Annotated in this window: 16 protein-coding genes, 1 pseudogene and 1 other annotated feature; of the genes and pseudogenes, 4 read left to right on the top strand and 13 right to left on the bottom strand. The window is 37.0% G+C overall.

All coding sequences use genetic code 11. The features are described 5' to 3' along the window. Window positions 1-74: 74 nt before the first annotated feature. Genes BQ6100_RS08980 through BQ6100_RS08995 form a run of 4 tightly spaced genes read right to left on the bottom strand, consistent with a single transcriptional unit; the run spans window position 75 to window position 4,113 of the window. Complete coding sequence (locus BQ6100_RS08980) at window positions 75-905, bottom strand: energy-coupling factor transporter transmembrane component T family protein (RefSeq protein WP_075981340.1); 831 nt, start codon at window positions 903-905, stop codon at window positions 75-77. Then, a complete protein-coding gene (locus BQ6100_RS08985) occupies window positions 896-2,608 on the bottom strand; it encodes an ABC transporter ATP-binding protein (RefSeq protein WP_075981341.1) in 1,713 nt (570 codons plus the stop codon). The genes BQ6100_RS08980 and BQ6100_RS08985 overlap by 10 nt, the downstream gene beginning before the upstream one ends. Before the next feature lie 53 nt (window positions 2,609-2,661). Further along, complete coding sequence (locus BQ6100_RS08990; RefSeq protein WP_075981342.1) at window positions 2,662-3,219, bottom strand: ECF-type riboflavin transporter substrate-binding protein; 558 nt, start codon at window positions 3,217-3,219, stop codon at window positions 2,662-2,664. Window positions 3,220-3,255: 36 nt separating this feature from the next. Then, on the bottom strand, window positions 3,256-4,113 hold the full coding sequence (locus BQ6100_RS08995; RefSeq protein ID WP_075981343.1) for an SAM hydrolase/SAM-dependent halogenase family protein: 858 nt from the start codon (window positions 4,111-4,113) through the stop codon (window positions 3,256-3,258). 86 nt (window positions 4,114-4,199) lie between these two features. Further along, window positions 4,200-4,473 (bottom strand) — a binding site (T-box leader). A gap of 302 nt (window positions 4,474-4,775) precedes the next feature. On the opposite strand from BQ6100_RS08995, the gene BQ6100_RS09000 reads away from it, so the two are divergent. Then, complete coding sequence (locus BQ6100_RS09000) at window positions 4,776-6,491, top strand: IS1634 family transposase (RefSeq protein ID WP_075981344.1); 1,716 nt, start codon at window positions 4,776-4,778, stop codon at window positions 6,489-6,491. Between the two features lie 197 nt (window positions 6,492-6,688). Here BQ6100_RS09000 and BQ6100_RS09005 read toward each other — a convergent pair whose 3' ends face one another. Then, window positions 6,689-8,254, bottom strand: coding sequence for a M4 family metallopeptidase (locus BQ6100_RS09005; protein WP_075981345.1), 1,566 nt, complete (start codon window positions 8,252-8,254; stop codon window positions 6,689-6,691). 193 nt (window positions 8,255-8,447) lie between these two features. Between BQ6100_RS09005 and BQ6100_RS09010 the strand changes: the two genes are divergently transcribed. Both BQ6100_RS09010 and sstT read left to right on the top strand, forming a co-directional pair. Beyond that, complete coding sequence (locus BQ6100_RS09010; protein ID WP_075981346.1) at window positions 8,448-8,657, top strand: N-acetylmuramoyl-L-alanine amidase family protein; 210 nt, start codon at window positions 8,448-8,450, stop codon at window positions 8,655-8,657. 422 nt (window positions 8,658-9,079) lie between these two features. Further along, window positions 9,080-10,312, top strand: coding sequence for a serine/threonine transporter SstT (gene sstT, locus BQ6100_RS09015; RefSeq protein ID WP_075981347.1), 1,233 nt, complete (start codon window positions 9,080-9,082; stop codon window positions 10,310-10,312). Between the two features lie 155 nt (window positions 10,313-10,467). On the opposite strand, the gene BQ6100_RS09020 is transcribed toward sstT, so the two are convergent. The 6 genes and pseudogenes from BQ6100_RS09020 to BQ6100_RS09045 form a co-directional block, all read right to left on the bottom strand. After that, entirely contained in the window at window positions 10,468-11,466 is a 999-nt protein-coding gene (locus BQ6100_RS09020) for an agmatinase family protein (RefSeq protein ID WP_075981348.1), read from the bottom strand. Beyond that, complete coding sequence (hutI, locus tag BQ6100_RS09025; RefSeq protein WP_075981349.1) at window positions 11,463-12,743, bottom strand: imidazolonepropionase; 1,281 nt, start codon at window positions 12,741-12,743, stop codon at window positions 11,463-11,465. The genes BQ6100_RS09020 and hutI overlap by 4 nt, the downstream gene beginning before the upstream one ends. A 163-nt stretch (window positions 12,744-12,906) precedes the next feature. Further along, complete coding sequence (gene hutU / locus BQ6100_RS09030; protein ID WP_075981350.1) at window positions 12,907-14,577, bottom strand: urocanate hydratase; 1,671 nt, start codon at window positions 14,575-14,577, stop codon at window positions 12,907-12,909. 192 nt (window positions 14,578-14,769) lie between these two features. Continuing rightward, on the bottom strand, window positions 14,770-15,642 hold the full coding sequence (locus BQ6100_RS09035; protein WP_075981351.1) for a YitT family protein: 873 nt from the start codon (window positions 15,640-15,642) through the stop codon (window positions 14,770-14,772). Between the two features lie 376 nt (window positions 15,643-16,018). Next, window positions 16,019-16,228, bottom strand: a pseudogene (locus BQ6100_RS21695) (hypothetical protein). Window positions 16,229-16,349: 121 nt separating this feature from the next. Beyond that, the gene (locus BQ6100_RS09045) at window positions 16,350-16,727 is read right to left on the bottom strand and encodes an SET domain-containing protein (RefSeq protein ID WP_075981352.1); all 378 of its coding nucleotides are present in this window, start codon (window positions 16,725-16,727) and stop codon (window positions 16,350-16,352) included. A gap of 307 nt (window positions 16,728-17,034) precedes the next feature. On the opposite strand from BQ6100_RS09045, the gene BQ6100_RS09050 reads away from it, so the two are divergent. After that, window positions 17,035-17,283, top strand: a complete 249-nt coding sequence (locus BQ6100_RS09050; RefSeq protein WP_075981353.1) for a hypothetical protein — start codon at window positions 17,035-17,037, stop codon at window positions 17,281-17,283. Between the two features lie 203 nt (window positions 17,284-17,486). Here the strand turns inward: BQ6100_RS09050 and BQ6100_RS09055 are convergent, their stop codons facing one another. Both BQ6100_RS09055 and BQ6100_RS09060 read right to left on the bottom strand, forming a co-directional pair. Further along, window positions 17,487-18,620: a zinc-dependent alcohol dehydrogenase gene (locus BQ6100_RS09055; protein WP_075981354.1), complete on the bottom strand. Its 1,134-nt coding sequence runs from the start codon at window positions 18,618-18,620 to the stop codon at window positions 17,487-17,489. 186 nt (window positions 18,621-18,806) lie between these two features. Continuing rightward, a complete protein-coding gene (locus BQ6100_RS09060; RefSeq protein ID WP_075981355.1) occupies window positions 18,807-19,280 on the bottom strand; it encodes a GyrI-like domain-containing protein in 474 nt (157 codons plus the stop codon). Between the last annotated feature and the right edge of the window lie 210 nt (window positions 19,281-19,490).

The raw sequence follows: 19,490 nt of genomic DNA on the forward strand, positions 1-19,490 counted from the left end.
GAAAATCAAAGGATCCTATAGTCCAAATTCTATAACGAGCTCTCAGCTTCCTATGACAAGATATTCCTTATTATTTATTCAAATGGATTATAAAATCGATTCCCATCATAATAGGTAACTACCATGGTGATAACGAAGAAAAGTCCAAATAATATTAGAGTTGTATAGTCTCCTGTTTTGAACGGACGTGCGCTATACCATGTTCTTTTTTTATTTTTTCCAAATCCACGCAGCTCCATCGCGTTGCTAATTAGCTCAATCTTATCTAAGCTTGAAAGAATTAGTGGGATGATAATGGACGCAGCATTCTTTATCCGCTTTGGTAGTTTTTCTTTTGATGACATGTCGATTCCACGGGCTTGCTGGGATAAAGCAATATTCCGAAAATCCCGTTGAACATCGGGGATATAACGTAGGGCAAGAGCAACTGCATATGCTATACGATAACTCACTCCGATTTTGTTCAATGATGCGGCAAATTCACTTGGGTTTGTTGTTACGATAAAGAGTAACGCAACTGGGATAACGGTAAAATATTTTAATGTAATATTGGTTTGGTAAAAAATTTGCTCCCAGGTGAGATTGTATCTTCCTGATATCTCAAACAAAATGTGGCTTGTTCCATAGATTTTCACACCCTCTTGTGGGGAGAAAACGTAGATGGCCATATTATTAATCAACAAGAACACTAAAATAAAAATTAAGACAAATGAAATTTCCCTTAATTTGATTTTCGAGAGAATAAAAATCCCTATACTTAAGACAAATAAAAAAGCGAGAATGCGCGTATCATACGTAAGCATGGCGGCAGAAGACCAGATGATAAAGCAAATAAGCTTTGTCACACCAGTTAATTGATGAACAGGAGATTTTCTGTCAATATACGATAACATCTCTACTGCCATTTTCTTCTGGCCTCCTTATCATACGAGATAAAACGTCCTACAAACTCTTTTGGATCACCAATTTCTGCTCGTTTTGCTAATTCAAAAAGAGAAGTTTCCTTTAAGTTTGCTTGGTTAATAACTCTTGAGTCTGTTAGAATGATTGTCGCAGAATCATCGGCAATCTTTCTACCACCTTCGATGACAATAGCCCGTGGCGTATATTCTAGCATTAAGTGCATATCATGAGTAATCATCAAAATGGTCATTCCTTGACGATTTAAATCCACTAAAAACTCCATAATTTCTGTATAATGGCGCAAGTCTTGTCCAGCGGTTGGCTCATCAAGAATGATCATCTCAGGCTCTAACACTAATATCGACGCAATGGTTACCCTCTTCTTTTGACCGAAGCTTAATGCGGATATTGGCCAATTTCGAAACGGATATAGACCACATACCTTAAGGGTTTCTTCCACACGCTTCTTAACTTCATCCTCTGGGACTCCTCTAATCACAAGGCCTAAAGCAACCTCATCAAAAATCATGTGCTTTGATATCATATGATTGGGATTTTGCATAACCATACCAATTCGAAGAGCTCTTTCCTTTATCGTCTCTCCAGTAATATTTTTTCCTGCAAAAAATATCTCACCTGAACTAGGCCGTTCAAAGCCACATATCAGCTTAGAGAGAGTCGATTTCCCTGCTCCATTTTTCCCTACAATACTTATCATTTCACCTTTTTCAACACAAAAGGATACTCCATGAATGATTTTCTGACCTGGGTAATATCCAAAGGAAATGTTCTTCATCTCCAAAATTGGAGAGGTTTTTTCTCTTGGGACGATAGGAGGAGTGGATTCAGACCAATCTGACAATCTATCTTTACAGCTTTCAACTTTAAAAGAGTGAAGATGGGCGGGTTTCATATCCTCCGTCAGTTCACATCCAGCATATTTGACCGCTTTTACATATAATGGCTCTCGTATATGACTTTTTTCTAATATTGGACTAGATAATAGCTTGTCAGGGCTCATATCCCCAACAATGCGACCATCATCTACAACAATAATTCGATCAACAGGGCAATGTAGCACATCTTCTAAGCGGTGCTCGATGATTATAATGGTTATATTTGTTTCATTGTGGATTCTGTCAATTAAGTCAATCGCATGTACCCCTGTTGCAGGATCAAGATTAGCTAGTGGTTCATCAAATAAAAGAATGTCTACCTTATCTACCATCACACCTGCAATTGAAACTCTTTGTCTCTGTCCTCCAGATAAGTGATGAATAGACGATGGCAAATGCTCATCCATATCGACCATTTTGGCTGCCTCATCAACGAGGTCAATCATTGTATTTTGTTCCACACAATCATTTTCCAAGGCAAAGGCAATATCCTCTCCTACAGTCAGCCCGATAAATTGCCCATCGGGATCCTGTAAAACAGTGCCAACCATCTTGGATCTTGAAAAAATGTCTAAGCCCTCTGCTTCTTTCTCCATAATCTTAAGGCTTCCAGTCACTTCACCTTTATAAGAAAAAGGAACAAGTCCATTAATACAATGTCCAATGGTACTTTTACCAGAACCAGAAGGCCCGACAATTAATATCTTTTCTCCTTCATAGATGGTTAGATTTAAATCCTGAAGAGTAGGTTGCGCCTGGCTACGATATTTAAAGCTATAGTTTTGAAATTCAATGACTGGTTTTTTCATAGAGTTCTCCTAGTAGTTCTGTGTAAAATGATTTAGTCATGCTAGTCTAAAAGCTATAATTCTCTGTGCAAGCTGTTGCTTTGACTGCGTGTTTTTGCATAGGCAAACAATAAAATCGTACCAATGACACCTACTGTAACCATATTAGAAACCCCAGCAAAAAGCCCTTGGACGAATACTTTGTTCGCTGGCTCAGCATAAATTAATATATCTAACACTGGAGCAATCAAGAACCAACCAATTGCCTGAGCGATTACTTGAACAACATTAAAGGTAATGACCTTTTTTGTATTAAAATTGCCTGATTCAATATCAATTTTCTTTGCAACTAATCCAATAAGAAACCCAACAATCATAGATACAACAACCCAGCTCCACCAAACAGAACCGTAGGATATCGCATCATTAAGAGCATGACCTATCAATCCAATTAAACCACCTGCAATAGGACCAAAGACAACAGCCATTAAGGCTAAAAATGCGTAGGATGTTTGAATGGATGTATTAGGAACAGGTGATGGGATGGAAACAAATTTTGCTAGAATAATAAACACTGCCGCTCCAATCCCTATGGCAACTATTGTTTTTATTGATAACTGATTATTTTTCATTTTTACATTACCCCTTTTTTAAATTTTCTAACTATATTAATTATAGATGATTTTTGGTACCTTGCGTATAGTTATTTTCCAATTAATACCTGACTGGACATGATAGGCTTTTGAAAAAGACCCTTGATTTAATGCTACTCCTATTTTATCGAGTGAATTGATATATAGTAGCGGTTCACCTAAATGACTATCTGCAAAGGACCTTCCAAATGTCATAATATTTTTATAAACCTGACGCCGATCATTTTCAATTGTCACATCAAAGGAATCACCATATTCAACCTGTAACTCCTTAAAAAGCTCTCGATCAATATTCGTCCAAAGGTTTCCAAAACGAACGTCCAGAATATCAATGGTTCCTGTTAATTTTCCGCTATGAATTCCTGCCTCCACTACAGGAAGCTCACAAACAGAGTCAACTGACACATTAGGACCTACCTGGTCATAGGTAATCACCCCCGATGCTAGTCTTGCACCAGTAAAAGCATATACATCACGTCCGTGAAAGGTATAGGATTCTCCAGAATACGGAAGGCGGTTCACATTTTCATCTATGATTCTTGCCTCCACAATTCCAATATGCTTCTTAATCTGTGTAAGAGTTCCATTGTCAGGAGTCACGATAAAATGATTGGTTGAAGTTTTTATCACAATGCTTCTTCTCTCAGAACCTACACCAGGGTCAACGACAGAGACAAATACAGTTCCCTCTGGCCAATAGGAAATCGTCTGATATAAACGATATGCTCCTTCCCAAATATTATATTCAGGTATGTCATGGGTTAGGTCAAAGATTCGTAGAGTTGGATCGACCGATAATGCTACACCGTACATCGCACTGACAGCCCCATCACTCGTACCGAAATCCGTCTGTAATACTAAAAACTTGCTCATGTTCTCTCCTCCATTCAGCTTGATGTATTTGATTTCAGTAATTGACTAATTGCACATAAACAAAAAACCACGTCTTTATCCAATAGGATAAGGACGTGGTTTATATCACGTGGTACCACCTTACTTTACTGCTTGCTTACACAAAAGCAGCCTCAACAAGTACTGGGCATCTAATTAGCCTAAAATACTGTGGTATTGATAACGAGTACCAAATCTCGTCGGAACCTACTCATATCTATTGATACTTTCAGCACGAAACTCAGAGGCCATTGTTCAGATCAGTATTTTTGCTTCTTTTCAGCTACCGAAGCTCTCTGTGTAAAATCATCTAATCCTACTTTTTCTCTTCATCGTCTTTAGATTGAAAACAATAATTAATTTAAAATTGATTATAGTGGTAATTTTATAAAAGAGCAAGTAAAAATTCGAAAAATAAGAAAATATTGTTTTTCTGAAAATTAAGGAACCAAAGTCTATGGGATTGGATTTCATTTCAAATCAACTTTTACTTTATTCCGGGAGTTTTACACCTAATTCAAATAAAAAGTGACTGTAAGCCTACGTAGGCTTATATTTTTTTGTCAAATAATACACGTAAATATTGCGTACTAATCCGTACAATGGTACAATTAGAGTATATTTCATGTACGGTGGGGATATTTATGCGTGTCAAAAAAAGTGTTTCTAAAAATTCAACCTCTTATTCAATTATTAAAGACGTGTACCGAAACGGAAAAAAATCTTCTAAGGTCGTTGAAGCTTTGGGAAATGATGATGACATTCTAGAAAAACATCCTGGTGTAGATCCATATACGTGGGCAAAAGAATATGCCATGGAATTAACTCAAAAGGAAAAAGAAAGTAGCCAAAAAGTGATTGTCAAATTTAGCCCATTGAAACAGATTGCGTTGGATAAACAGAGGCAATTCAATATAGGGTATCTTTTTCTGCAAACGATTTATCACGAGTTAAAATTAGATACAGTTTGTCAGCGGATTTCCCAAAAATATGATTTTGATTATGATCTTAATGAAATTCTTTCACGTCTTCTTTTTTTGCGGGTTCTACACCCCACATCCAAAAAAGGAACATTCGAACATGCAAAAGATTTACTTGAGCCTTCTCATTTTCGGTCACATCAAATCTATCGAGCATTAGGAGTCCTTGCGGAGCAATCTGACCATATTGAAGAGATGGTTTATAAGAATAGCCTAAATGTTGTCAATCGTAATACGCAGATTCTCTATTATGACTGTACAAACTTTTTCTTTGAGATAGAAGAATCCGAAGGCATCAAGCAGTATGGCGTTTCAAAAGAAAACCGTCCCAATCCTATCGTTCAAATGGGACTATTCATGGATGGTTCCGGTCTTCCTTTGGCTTTTAGTATGACACCCGGAAATACAAACGAACAAACAACATTGAAACCATTAGAACGTCGCATCCTGAAGGACTTCCATCTTTCAAAATTTGTTGTATGTACAGATGCCGGTCTCTCCTCTAACAGTAATCGGTTATATAATACCCGAGGAAAACGTGCCTTTGTGACGACACAATCCATTAAAAAGCTTAAGAAATTTCTCAAGGAGTGGGCATTAGATTCCAAAGGATGGCGAATATCTGGGAGTAATCAAGAAGTAAACTTGGATGATATTCGAAAGCTCGAAAATGACGAACGAATGTATTACAAAGAGCGATGGATAAAAGAAAATGATTTGGAACAGAAATTAATTGTTACCTATTCCCCTGTTTATGAGCGATACCAATCGTCCATTCGAGATAATCAAGTCGAGAGAGCGATTAAGAAAATGGAAAATCCGAACTCATTAAATAAACCCCATCAAAATGATCCTAAAAGGTTCATTAAGGCAACACATGTTACAAACAATGGCGAAATTGCCAACAAAACTCAAGCAATCCTAAATCAAGAACAGATTGATAATGAAAAAATGTATGATGGATTTTATGCAGTATGTACAAATCTAGAGTCTACTGTTGAGGAAATCATCAAAATTAATCATGGAAGATGGGAGATTGAAGAGACGTTTCGTATATTAAAAAGTGAATTTCGATCTCGGCCTGTATATTTACAAAAGGACACCCAAATAAAGGCACACTTTCTAACCTGCTTCCTATCTCTATTGATTTATCGTATTTTAGAGAAAAAATTAGATGAGCAATTCACATGTCATGAATTAATCAACACGTTGAAAGAGATGAAAATGTTGGAGACAGATGGGGAAGGATACATACCTACATATACTCGAACAAAGGTTACAGATGCTTTACACGATGCCTTTGGCTTCAGAACTGATTTTGAAATTGTAACCCAAAAAGAGATGAAAAAAATTTTAAAACAAACAAAAAAGGTAAAATAGTACGCAGTTTTATCTATAAAAAAACCGCCAAAAACATTGACTTACCAATGGTTTTGGCGGTTTTAAGTGTCAAACTTGAGATTATAGTGGTAATTTTATAAAAGAGCAAGTAAAAATTCGAAAAATAAGAAAATATTGTTTTTCTGAAAATTAAGGAACCAAAGTCTATGGGATTGGATTTCATTTCAAATCAACTTTTACTTTATTCCTACTGAATCCCAAGCTTTTTGTAAGTCCCTATATTTATCTGATGTCTTTCCATATAAGTCTGCACAAGCCTGCAAGGTTCCTAACCTTGCCCCAGTGAAATCAGTGGTTGTTGTAAAGTAATATCTATTCGCAATGAACCAAATTTTTTCTGCTACATTTTTTGAACCTATCTTAGAAGCAAAGAGATAAAACGCCTTATTCGGAATTCCAGAATTTGTATGAACCCCTGCATTATCCATCGTCGTATTTACATAATTGGACATATGATTCGGTTGGCCATAAAATTCAGGATTTTGCAAAGAACTTAAAGCATCATCTGGAATGGATGGTGTATAAATATCTTCACCAATTAACCAATTTTTATCTTCAATTGCAACCGCAAGAGTATCTGCGAAGGATTCAGCCAATGCTCCAGATTGCCCTTTGTAGCGAAGATTAGATGTTGACTGTACAATCCCATGTGCCCATTCATGCGCAACAATGTCCAAACTAGCTGAAAACGGTAAAAAGTTTACTCCGTCTCCATTACCAAATACAACCCGTTCCCCATCCCAAAAAGCATTATTATATTTTTGACTATAATCAACACTTGAAATCATTAAAGAATCTTTATTATTCCAGGATTTCCAATTTAAATTTGTTAGAAGATAATCATACACTAGACTTGTATGATAATGGGCATCCACAGCTATCTTCTGTTTTTCGGAGAAAAAGAGATTATCTGGATCCTTGATGTATGAAAGGAATGAAGTCTTATTATTAAAAGAATATGTCTCAATTCTTCTTAGTTCATCAATTAAATAATATCCATCCTTTTTTAAAGTTGTATTAATTTGTTTTATACCACCTAAGACTCCTTTTCCACTCCCCATTACTGACTCGATATTATTAAAAGAATCTAAAATAGTTCCATCTTTAGCATTGACTACAAATGTCCAGTTCCCCGGTTGATAGGAATTAGAATAAGAAAATCTCACCACATAGGCTAAAATAGCACGATTTCCATCTACAAAATATACAAGCTCACCGGTTGGTTCTTTCGTTGGGCTCCCATAAAATCCTGTTGATTCTAAGGCATTTATTATCGCCTGTCTTTTAGAAATCGAAGCCTGATTTGGCAATAAATTTGCGGTGAGTTTTGTATAAAAACCATTTACACCTAAAAACTCGTTCGAACGAAAATGTAGAATCATCTGTTGATCCATTACCTTTATGCCATTTAACATGCGGTCTAACTTAATGTGCATTGTTCCAAATTGGTCTATATTGACCTCTGTTAAACAAAAACCTCCTTCAATTTGTTCTATGCCATAGAAATCTTTTACCTTTTCAAGACCCTCGAAGGCTTTGTCTAAACTTTGTCTACTTTGTACTTTCCCAAGATTACCAAAAATCCCTTCAGCTTGACCTTTTTCATTTTTAATCACTTCGGTTTCTTTATTACTATTTGCCTTTGCAAATATTGGCTTAAAAGCTGCAAATTGAATCAAAATAATAGCCAATGACAAAAAAGTAATTAAAAGTAGATTCAATACATTTCGATAGTTTACCATAACAATCCCCCTGATTAACAAATCCTTACAAAGATTATACTTTCTCCCTTTTTAGAGGGTAAGTAGACATTTTTTTGTCCACTTACATCGATATGACCATCCATTTATGAATACCATGAAATTTAATGGAATAATAATTTTATTGTTGATTATTTCTTTATTTTTTTGGGGGATGAAATGAAAAAAAACGGAGATGAATGAATGGTTTACTCCTAACAATAGCTATTCCCTAAAAGGGGTAAGAGAAGCTAACTACTACGTCTTAAAGTACACCCACATGCCGGCGGGAATTGTTGAAACCAGTTTTATCTCTAATCCAACTGATGCTGAAAAATTAGCATTCATTACCTTTCGCCAACAGCTTGACGTACAATATGCCCAAGGTATGCATGAATTCTGGTAGGGGTATGAATATTCTCTGACAGCCAAATAAAACTATTTTTTATCATTCTAGAAATATTGATTCGACGGATAATAAATAAAAATTCATGATTTGAAATATACGAAACCAACTAGTCTTAGAAAAGGCGAGCTGGTTTTTTTGCTAGAAATTGGGTTTATTTTTTTTAATAGAGCCATTCAGATATTAAAGGTTGGTCAATTAGGTACTAAAGCGGGTACTTAATTCCTAAATTATCATTACAACAAAGCAGTCATAAAAATTTAACAAATATTTAAAAATAATAAATTCTTTATTTTAAAATAATTCACAATTCCCAAAATTCATGTTAAACTATCAATCATTATAACTAAAAACAAACTCATTAGAGGTGAGTATGTTACATTATTTCTATCAAACCAATAATAAAAAACGGAGGTCAATAAATGAAAAATATTATTCTTAAATGGAACGAGATAAGCCTTGTCAAACGAATACTAGTGGGTATGGTTATTGGTATCCTTCTTGCTTTAACTATTCCTGATGCCACTAAATGGGTAACTATTTTCGGCTCCTTATTTGTCGGTGCATTAAAGGCGGTAGCACCAATATTAGTTCTTTTCTTAGTTATGTCTGCCATTTCTCAGCACAAGAGTGGGCAACAAACAAACATGAAATCAATTTTAGGCCTATATGGAATAAGCACCTTCCTTGCAGGATTTGTAGCAGTGGTTGCAAGCTTTATTTTTCCAGTAACCTTATCCCTTACAACTGGAGCTAAAGACTTAACTCCTCCAGGGGGTATCATTGAAGTACTAAAAACCCTACTCTTTAACATTGTTGATAATCCAGTGAATGCTTTAATTAATGCCAACTATATTGGAATCTTAACATGGGCTGTACTTCTTGGAATTGCATTAAAAAATGCCTCTGACTCGACTAAAACCATGCTAAATAATTTTTCGAATGCTATATCACAATTAGTAAAATGGGTAATAAATTTGGCTCCAATCGGAATCATGGGTCTTGTTTTTGATACTATCGTAACAAATGGTCTTTCATCCCTAGTCAGCTACGGAAAATTACTTATTCTTCTAATCGGATGTATGTTATTTGTAGCCCTTGTGGTAAATCCAATCATTGTATTTATCAATATTGGTAGAAATCCATATCCCCTTGTCATTAAATGCTTAAAGGATAGTGGGATTACCGCGTTCTTTACTCGTAGCTCAGCGGCGAATATACCAGTTAATATGAGCTTATGTGAAAAACTTAATTTAGATAAGGATACATATTCCGTATCGATTCCATTAGGTGCTACCATTAATATGGCAGGAGCTGCTGTTACTATTTCTGTTTTGACACTTTCGGCAGCTAACACACTTGGGATTCATGTGGATATAGGTTCTGCAGTAATTCTATCATTCCTCTCAGCTATTTCCGCAGCAGGTGCATCAGGTGTTGCCGGGGGATCGCTTTTACTAATCCCGCTTGCATGTAGCTTATTTGGAATTTCTAATGATATTGCTATGCAGGTCGTTGGGGTTGGTTTCATTATTGGGGTGTTACAGGACTCTTGTGAAACAGCACTTAATTCATCATCTGACGTTCTATTTACTGCTACAGCTGAATATGCGAAGGAACGTAAAGAAAGCAAAACTATTGCAGTAAATTCCTGATGTTTCCCTGATAAAGCAATTCATAATTATGCAGAAGTATGGGGACGGTTCTCTGCTTCCTTTTGTTGGAAGCAGAGAACCGTCCCCATTGCTTTCCAAAAAGAAGCACGGAACTACTCCCTGCTTCACGAGTCTCAAAATGTAGCACGGAACCGTCACCTTGCTTCCTTACTACGTTGAATGAATCCTGTTAAAAAGGTTAACATAACATGGACACCAGCTTTTACGGTGAGCTGTGCTATATCACGATATGGGTCCAGGCAAACAATATCCATGGCTTGGACTTGAGGATGGCTTCCTGCTAAATATACCGCCTCAAACAATTCATCTGTTCTCATGCCGCCAGGTGTTGCTGCTGGAACTCCAGGAGCGTAGGCGATATCAAGCACATCCATATCCACCGTTAGGTATATGACATCCACTTTATCTGACAAATTCTTGAGGGCAGTTTGAATCGTAGAAGAGATTCCTTTCTCTCTTACTTGACGCAAGGTTACATAATTCACACCTACTTGATCTGCATATTCCTTTAATGATTTCGAATTATAAAACCCATGCAAACCTACATTATATACATCTTCTCCAAGAATGGTTCCACTTTCAATCAGGTTTCGGATGGGTGTACCATTGCTTGGGCCATTATCCTTCAGACTTCTTAAGTCAAAATGCGTATCCAACTGCAGGATTCCTATCCGTTGTTCCGGATGAGCGAATTTCCATCCTTTTATCAACATCGCTGTAATCGAATGGTCTCCTCCTAACATAATAGGTAATGCATGTGAATGATACTTACGCATAGAAACCATAGCATCCATAATCCATTGATGAGATAGGATTATATCCGTTACATTCTGGCGTACATCACCAAGGTCAAGGACATTCAAATTGGTTAAGTCTGTGTCAAACTCCAAATGATAGGGATTAAATGACTTCCATAATTGCCGCATAGACTCAGGATTTTCACTTGCCGCAGAAGCACTAATTGATGAACGAGAAAGAGGAACCCCAAGTATGGTTACGTCGACAGAACTGAAATCTACCATTTGCTCCTTCCCGGACAGTGTTTGAATCCATTCACTTACCTTTGGTTCATTGCCATACGAAAGGGACCAGCGAAAAGGAGGTGGTTTAAGCTGAGGATAAGGATATCTCATATTAATAAATTCCCCTTCTCAACTAATATATTTCCTGCCTTTATCACGGTATCGACAAGATTGATGGCATAGTTGTACTGCATATAAGAATAGTTTGGTGCATCAAACATGACTAAATCTGCAGCCTTCCCCTTTTCTAAACTACCAACGCGATGTGCTTGCTTAATTGCATGAGCTGCGTTAATCGTAGTTGCTACTAGAACCTCGGCTGGGGTCATTCCCATCGTGAGGCAGCCCAAATTCATTATAAAAGGCAATGATTCACTAGGAGATGATCCAGGATTTCGATCTGTGGATAGGGCTACTGCCACCCCTTGGTCTATCATTTTTCGACCATTCGCAGCCTTCGTTTTTAAGAAAAATGCTGTTCCTGGGAGTAAGACAGCAACCACACCTTTGTCAGCCAACTGCTTTATCCCTTCATCTGATGCACGCAAAAGATGATCTGCTGATACAGCACCAAGCCTTGCTGCTAATTCTGCCCCTTGATAGGGCTCTATTTCATCTGCATGAATTTTTGGTAGCAATCCATACTCCAGTCCTGCACGTAAAATTCTCTCAGACTGCTCTGGTGTAAACACACCATGTTCACAAAAAACATCATTAAACCGTGCAAGTCCACTTTTGGCTACTTCCGGAATCATTTGGTTAACAATTATATCAACAAAAACATCCGGATCGTCTTTATATTCAGCAGGTACAGCATGCGCCCCCATAAAGGTGGATACGATATCAATTGGATGATCTTCATTCAATCGCTTTACTACACGCAACTGCTTCATTTCATGTTCCAACGTTAAACCATAGCCACTTTTGGCCTCAAGTGTTGTAACACCGTATTGTAAAAAGCGATTGAGGCGTTTATACGCTAATTCATACAATTCATCCTCCGTTGCTGCCCGCGTAGCCCGAGTTGTATTATGAATTCCTCCACCTGCATTCATAATTTCCATATAAGTTTTTCCTTGTAGACGCATGTCAAACTCATTTTCCCTGGTTCCAGCAAACACTAAATGAGTATGGGCATCTACCAGCCCAGGCGTAACCACCTTTCCTGTTGCATCAAGCACATGAGCTTCTTGAAGACGATTACAGAAGAATTTCATTACATTATCATCGGTATCTACCATCTGAATAATCCCATCTTCGATCCATACAGCACCGTCTTCGATAATATGTAAATCGTTCATTTTTTTTCCTGTTACTGGTTGATCAGACGTCCCTTTTAGTGTGATTAACTGAGCTGCATGACGAAGTAGAATAGGTTTTTTCCTCATAAATATCACCCTTGTTCTAGTAAGTTCGCTACCTATGAAACTCTTTTTGAATTGGATTCTATTCCTCGAAATCTCTTATTCATTCAAGATTTCACTCATTTTGTCTTAAAGCTTGCAAGAGTACTCCTAAAAATAAGGTTTTGCCCCTCTTGCATGCAATCAATTATTCTAACATTGGAATATTTACTCCTTTATCCTTTGCAACCTTAATTGCTTTCTCATAACCTGCATCAGCATGACGAATGACACCCATTCCAGGATCAGAAACAAGTACTCTTTCAATCCGCTGGGCTGCTTCTTTCGTTCCGTCAGCAACCAAAACTTGGCCTGCATGCAGCGAATAGCCCATACCTACTCCACCACCATGATGGACACTTACCCAGCTTGCCCCACCACTCGTATTAATCAATGCATTTAATATTGGCCAATCAGCAACCGCATCGCTTCCATCCTTCATTGCCTCTGTCTCACGATTAGGAGAAGCAACCGAGCCGCCATCTAAATGGTCACGGCCAAACACGATTGGTGCCCTTAATTCTCCGCTTGCTACCATTTCATTTATTTTTAACGCAAATCTATGACGCTCCCCGTAGCCGAGCCAACAAATACGCGCTGGAAGGCCCTGCCACTTAACCATTTTTTGAGCCATTTCCATCCAATTGACAAGCGATTCATCCTCTTTAAACATTTCCATCGCCACGTGGTCTGTCTTATAAATATCCTCTGGGTCTCCAGATAATGCTACCCAACGGAATGGTCCTTTTCCCTCACAGAAAAGCGGACGAAGGTACGCTGGAACGAAGCCAGGAAAATCAAAGGCGTTCTCTACACCCATTTTTTTTGCATATGCTCGAATATTATTGCCGTAATCAAAGGTTTCAGCTCCAGCCTTTTGAAAGTCCAGCATCGCTTGAACATGTACAGCCATTGATTCCATTGCTTTACGCTCATAGGTATTAGGGTCACTTTTTCGAAGCGCCAAAGCTTCATCGTAGGTCATACCATTGGGTACATAACCGTTAATTGGGTCATGAGCACTGGTTTGATCGGTTACTATATCAGGAATAATGCCTCGCTTCAGCAATTCAGGGTAAACATCAGCACAATTTCCAACTAGTCCAATGGATGCTGGTTCTCCCTTTTCAGTCAGTTCCTTTACCATAATTAATGCTTCATCCAAATCCTCTGTTATGTAGTCGCAATAGGCTTCGTTAATTTTTCTTTCAATCCTTTTCTTGTCTACCTCGACTACAAGAATCACACCTTTTGCCATTTTCCCCGCAAGTGGCTGGGCCCCACTCATTCCGCCCATACCACCAGTAAGTATAAATTTCCCGGTCAAGTCAGGCTTTCCAAATGCTTTTTTAGCTGCCTCCACAAAGCTCAAATATGTTCCTTGTAAAATCCCTTGAGCCCCTATATAAATCCAGCTACCAGCTGTCATTTGACCATACATTATAAGTCCTTTTTCTTCGAGTTCGTAGAAATGATTCCAGTTTGACCAAGCAGGTACTAAATTTGAATTAGCAATTAATATCCTTGGTGCCATTTCATGAGTACGAAAAACCCCTACAGGCTTTCCTGATTGAACCAATAATGTTTCATCATTTTCTAGTTTCTTTAGGGTATCTATAATGGCGTCAAAGCATTCCCAACTGCGTGCAGCTTTTCCAATTCCACCATAGACTATGAGATCTTCAGGTCTCTCTGCAACCTCAGGATCAAGGTTATTCATGAGCATTCGCATTGCTGCTTCTTGTACCCACCCTTTACAAGTTAATTCCGTCCCTTTAGGTGCTCTTACAATGCGGTCAGTTGGCTTCCTTTTATCCATTTTCCCATCCCCCGATAAGATTGTGACTGTCCCCTTAAGGTACCTGGGACCATAAAAGTAATCAGTCTCAGCATACGCAACTATAATATCAGCATATGCCCCATTGGTAATAAAATGCTTCTGGGATAGGAAGTTTAATTGTTCACTTTATACAGCCAAATTAAAAAAGAAGCCGGGAACCCCCCTGCTTCTCTAATGAATATTATTCTTTCTAAAATTCCCACCCTTAACTTCTGCTACATCATACACTGTAACAAAACATTTTGGGTCAATGTCATTTATGATTTCTTTTAATTTTGTTTCCTCTAAGCGATTGATGACACAAGTAATTTCTTTGAACTTTTCATGGGAAAAACCACCATAAGCATCTTTGTATGTAGCGCTTCTACCTAAGCGGTCACGTATAGTCTCAACCATCAATTCAGGTTGAGTTGTAATGATTTGAAAGGTTTTAGAGCCACTAAGACCTTCTTCAACGATATGTATGACTTTTGAAGCAATAAAGTAAGCAATTGCCGATAGAATCGCTCCTTGAAGACCGAATACGGTTGAAACGACAATAAATACAAATATATTTAAGAAAAGAATGAAATCACTTGTACCAAAAGGTAATTTGCGAGCAAGTAGTACGGCGAGCATATCAATCCCATCTAATGCACCCCCGTTTCTTAATGCTAACCCCATCCCAAAACCGAGGATGATACCACCAACAACTGTAACCAACAACGTATCGCCTTCAATAATAGCTGGGGTATGGTGCATTAAGCTAGTCCCAATAGCTAATGATACTATCCCGATAACCGAGAAGATGGCAAAGCTTTTTCCAATTTGTTGATAACCTAACCAAATAAATGGAATATTAAGTAACGCAATGAGAACTCCTAATGGCAATCCAAATAACTGTGATCCTACGATACTTAGACCTGTCACACCCCCATCTGATACGTTGTTTGGGATTAATACTGTTTCTAGTCCATATGCAGCAATAAAACCCCCAAGAATTACCATTATCCCTCGCATAATCATTTTCAGTTTTATCGGCTTATTCTTTTTGATACTATCCATATTATTCCCCCTTCAACTCCTTTATCATATTTTTAGTTTACCATAAACACCAAACATAATTAGTGAACATGCAATATAATTATGATGTTTATACAGTGAACTACAATGTGCAAAATGAGTGGGATTTTCACCACATATATTTAATTGATAAAAGGTATATTCTTTCAATCTTTTATCATTGATAAAGCACCCATTACTTTAAAACGAAAAGGCCATTCTCCTTATAGAAGAATAGCTCCTAGTCATTTTATTCAGTATAGATAGTTATACTAATATTCATTTCAAAGAATAGCAATCCCTCATAATGAAGCATCGCCCCTTATTGCTGTATGTATGGTGTCTCACCATTTTTATACTTCAACTACTTACTATACGATCAACGTGAAGGTTTTGGCGGTTGGCAAACATCACATTTACGTTGATGGTTATTTTTAAATTTTGTCAATGTTTTTTCAAAATTGTTTCCACATGAACATTTAAATAGTAACTTTTGGGAAAAGCCATGAAATTCCGTCGTTAGCAACTTACTTTCCTAATTGCTCTCAACAAATTCTTTAATCTTATCAATTGTCCATCGTTTATTCATTTTCTTACATCTCCATATTTCTCTCTTTCGCGATGGCTTTTCTTAGCTTCGGTTTAAGAATGAGCGAAAGTAGTAATAAAACTCAGTTTCTCTTTATAAAGAACTGGTATACATTCGATTTTTATTCCTGATTAAACCAGAGTGGATCTTTGTCATCAGCATCACCATTATAATTGATTAAAACCTCATCTCCTGCTTTTATATCCTTGTAAGCATAGAAATCAAATGTGTGGTTTTTAAAATTAATCTCATAAATGGCATTCGGTTCATAAGAATGATTAAACAACATTCCATAACCAAGAAGGATTGCAGAATGATTTATCCCATACTCAAAAGCGTAATCAGCAAGTAACGTTTGCTCAATGTACTTATGTTGGTCATTTGGATAAGCAATAACTGGAGCTTCATGGATAAGCTCTCCTTTTTTGATATCACATGTAGCAAATACCCCTCTGTTAAATTCTCCTTCACTTAGTGGAGATGTTTTTACTTCAATCATGTTGTTCTCCTACTCACTTTTATTATATTCTTTCTAACTGTAACATTAATTTAGTCAATGGGCTCTAATTATTTATAAAGAGACTCCAATATCTTCTTATTATTTTTATCAATGATAGAGGATTAATTCAAGAAAAAGTATGCGATTTTCTTTCACAAATAAGATTAATTGAAATAGAAAAAGGGTAGTAAATCGAAATGTCGAATTATAGAAGAAAATAGGAAATTCCTTCAAATAAATGCAAGGATGGATTAGGTATTCCAATAGTAAAACATTATTTTAACAATAATATTAAGGTGATGATATCATGACAGAAATAGATCGACGAGACCGATTAAGTGAGGAACCATTTGCCTATCAAATAACAAAAAAAGGAACGGTAATGGTTTATTATAAAGGGAAACAAATCATAATTGTTAAAAATAGAGAGGCCGAACGTCTTATAGCAAGCATTAATAAGGTTCATGATAATATTAAAGAAGTACAATTATTGTTAGCAAAGATTACAGGTAACTTTAAACATGGGAATGAGAAAATTGTAAAAAGAAAGAACTAAAATAGGCTTATTCCTCATCGTTCAAATATATAAACTAGTTAAGAAATGAGGATTGCTCGAAAAAAGGGGACTTTAACCAAAATAGGTGTTTATCATTATTTCAGGAGTTATATACTAGATTTTACTCATTCATGTAAATAACTCCTTAATACCTTTACATTTTTGAACACATAAGTATTTGAATTAATCCGCCTTCTGTCCTGCTATGGCTTTAGTACCACCTTAATACAATCATCCTCCTTATTGTTGAAAATATGGTATGCATGTGAAGCCTCTTCTAACGGTAGAGTATGAGTTATGATTTGGGTTGGATTAATCTTCCCATTTTTTATTTTATCGTACAATTGTGGCATGTAATGACGAGCAGGCGCTTGTCCCATTTTTATTGAAATATTTCGAACAAAAAATGGTCCCAATGGAAACATATTATACAAGCCACCATATACCCCAGTAATTTGTAATGTTCCTCCCTTACGAACAGCCTTTGTAGCGATTTGAATTGGACTTAGCGTTCCACCTTGAAGTTTTAATTTCTGTTCAACCCACTCAAATGGAGACTTTTTCCCGTCCATTCCTACGCAATCAATCACAACGTCTGCCCCACCCTTTGTTAATTCCTTTAAGGTTTCACCTGTATCATCATACTTGGTAAAGTCAAATACTTCTGTCTTATTCATCTTTCTTGAATGTTCGAGACGATAAGAGATGTAATCTACAGCAATAACACGTTCTGCCCCCTTCTCCCAAGCAAATTGTTGGGCCATTAATCCTATTGGACCACACCCTAAGACAATGACTGTATCTCCCTTTTTCACACCAGCATTTTCAACACTCCAATAGGCGGTAGGTAGTACATCGGATAAAAACAATAATGACTCATCTTCTAATTCACAATCCTCTGGAATAACAAAAGGGGTATAGTTTCCAAAAGGGACCCGTAAATACTCTGCCTGCCCACCTGGATAATTCCCAAACTTCTCAGAATATCCGAAGTACCCACCTGAATCGTAGTGTGGGTTGGAGTTATCACATTGACTTTCTAAATCGTGCTTACAATAATGGCATTTGCCACATGCTACTGTAAACGGAATAACTACTCGATCACCTTTTTTCACTTTTGTTACATCAGGTCCCACTTCTTCCACAATTCCCATTGGTTCATGTCCGATGACATAACCTATAGGTAAAGGGAAATTTCCTTGATACAAATGCAAATCCGAACCACATATAGCCGTTGATGTCACTCTGATAATCACATCTTCACGGTCTTGAATCTTGGGTGCTTCAACTTTTTTTACGGCAACTTCATATTTTCCTTGGTAAGTAACAGCTCTCACTTTACGTCCCCCTACTATTAGCTAACCTTATTTTTTGGATAACAGTTGATTTTTATTCAGGGGCAAATATGATGGCTGGTCGGTGTTAACCCATTAAAGAAGGAAGCACGGAACCGTCCCCATGCTTCGATAAGTCTGTGACAGTCTTATAATAGAATGGTAAAAATCAAGAAAACAACTCATTCATCAGATTATTGGAATGACGATTTTTGTTAGTAGTTCACTTTCTGGAACTTCATTCGGTGCATTATAATAGTACTCATAATAGACACCTGTTGCTTCGTAACCATTTTCTTCAATCCATTTAAGCATTTGATCGTATACACTGCCCATCTCCGAATAGGCTCCTTTATACATTACGGAAACAGCCTTACATTGGGGAATGATTCTTGCCTTAATTTCTCCTCTTTCCGGCAAGCTTCTTGAAACAGGAAACCCCATCTCTACATCTAAATCGCTCATATCCAAATTAAAATAAGCTGTATAAGGTGCGTCGATTGGGGTCTCTCCTAATTCTTCTAAATAGTTCATAATCTTCAAATAGCTTTCTCCAATTGTTTTTTTGAGCATATCCATCGATGTCCGCTTCCGAATCACTAAAACAGGTTGGGCAGCCTGGTCAATTAATACAGGTATAACAGCTTCTTCAACAATTGACATTGTCCCTCTCCTCTTTTAAAAAGACTATCACAGTCATTGTGTTAGTTAAGCCAGTTGTAAAATATTCTCTCGATTCTATCAGCAGTGGTTCATTCTTGTCTATTAACATTATACTCCTCTAATATTCATAAAAACTAAATTATCTGATAAATACTCATATTCTTCACAATTCTGAAAGCATAGGGAAAGCATGGGGACGGTTCTCTGCTT

This window comes from Bacillus massilinigeriensis, from assembly GCF_900117315.1.
GTDB lineage: Bacteria > Bacillota > Bacilli > Bacillales > Cytobacillaceae > Bacillus_BE > Bacillus_BE massilionigeriensis.

Excerpts from the sequence above, each read along its gene's own strand:
- BQ6100_RS09060 (WP_075981355.1), bottom strand. The coding sequence starts at position 19,280 with ATGTCAATTGTTGAAGAAGCTGTTATACCTGTATTAATTGACCAGGCT.
- BQ6100_RS09005 (WP_075981345.1), bottom strand. The coding sequence starts at position 8,254 with ATGGTAAACTATCGAAATGTATTGAATCTACTTTTAATTACTTTTTTG.
- hutU (WP_075981350.1), bottom strand. The coding sequence starts at position 14,577 with ATGGATAAAAGGAAGCCAACTGACCGCATTGTAAGAGCACCTAAAGGG.
- BQ6100_RS08990 (WP_075981342.1), bottom strand. The coding sequence starts at position 3,219 with ATGAAAAATAATCAGTTATCAATAAAAACAATAGTTGCCATAGGGATT.
- BQ6100_RS08995 (WP_075981343.1), bottom strand. The coding sequence starts at position 4,113 with ATGAGCAAGTTTTTAGTATTACAGACGGATTTCGGTACGAGTGATGGG.
- BQ6100_RS09035 (WP_075981351.1), bottom strand. The coding sequence starts at position 15,642 with ATGGATAGTATCAAAAAGAATAAGCCGATAAAACTGAAAATGATTATG.
- sstT (WP_075981347.1), top strand. The coding sequence starts at position 9,080 with ATGAAAAATATTATTCTTAAATGGAACGAGATAAGCCTTGTCAAACGA.
- BQ6100_RS09050 (WP_075981353.1), top strand. The coding sequence starts at position 17,035 with ATGACAGAAATAGATCGACGAGACCGATTAAGTGAGGAACCATTTGCC.
- BQ6100_RS09000 (WP_075981344.1), top strand. The coding sequence starts at position 4,776 with ATGCGTGTCAAAAAAAGTGTTTCTAAAAATTCAACCTCTTATTCAATT.
- BQ6100_RS08985 (WP_075981341.1), bottom strand. The coding sequence starts at position 2,608 with ATGAAAAAACCAGTCATTGAATTTCAAAACTATAGCTTTAAATATCGT.
- BQ6100_RS09020 (WP_075981348.1), bottom strand. The coding sequence starts at position 11,466 with ATGAGATATCCTTATCCTCAGCTTAAACCACCTCCTTTTCGCTGGTCC.
- BQ6100_RS08980 (WP_075981340.1), bottom strand. The coding sequence starts at position 905 with ATGGCAGTAGAGATGTTATCGTATATTGACAGAAAATCTCCTGTTCAT.
- BQ6100_RS09045 (WP_075981352.1), bottom strand. The coding sequence starts at position 16,727 with ATGATTGAAGTAAAAACATCTCCACTAAGTGAAGGAGAATTTAACAGA.
- hutI (WP_075981349.1), bottom strand. The coding sequence starts at position 12,743 with ATGAGGAAAAAACCTATTCTACTTCGTCATGCAGCTCAGTTAATCACA.
- BQ6100_RS09010 (WP_075981346.1), top strand. The coding sequence starts at position 8,448 with ATGAATGAATGGTTTACTCCTAACAATAGCTATTCCCTAAAAGGGGTA.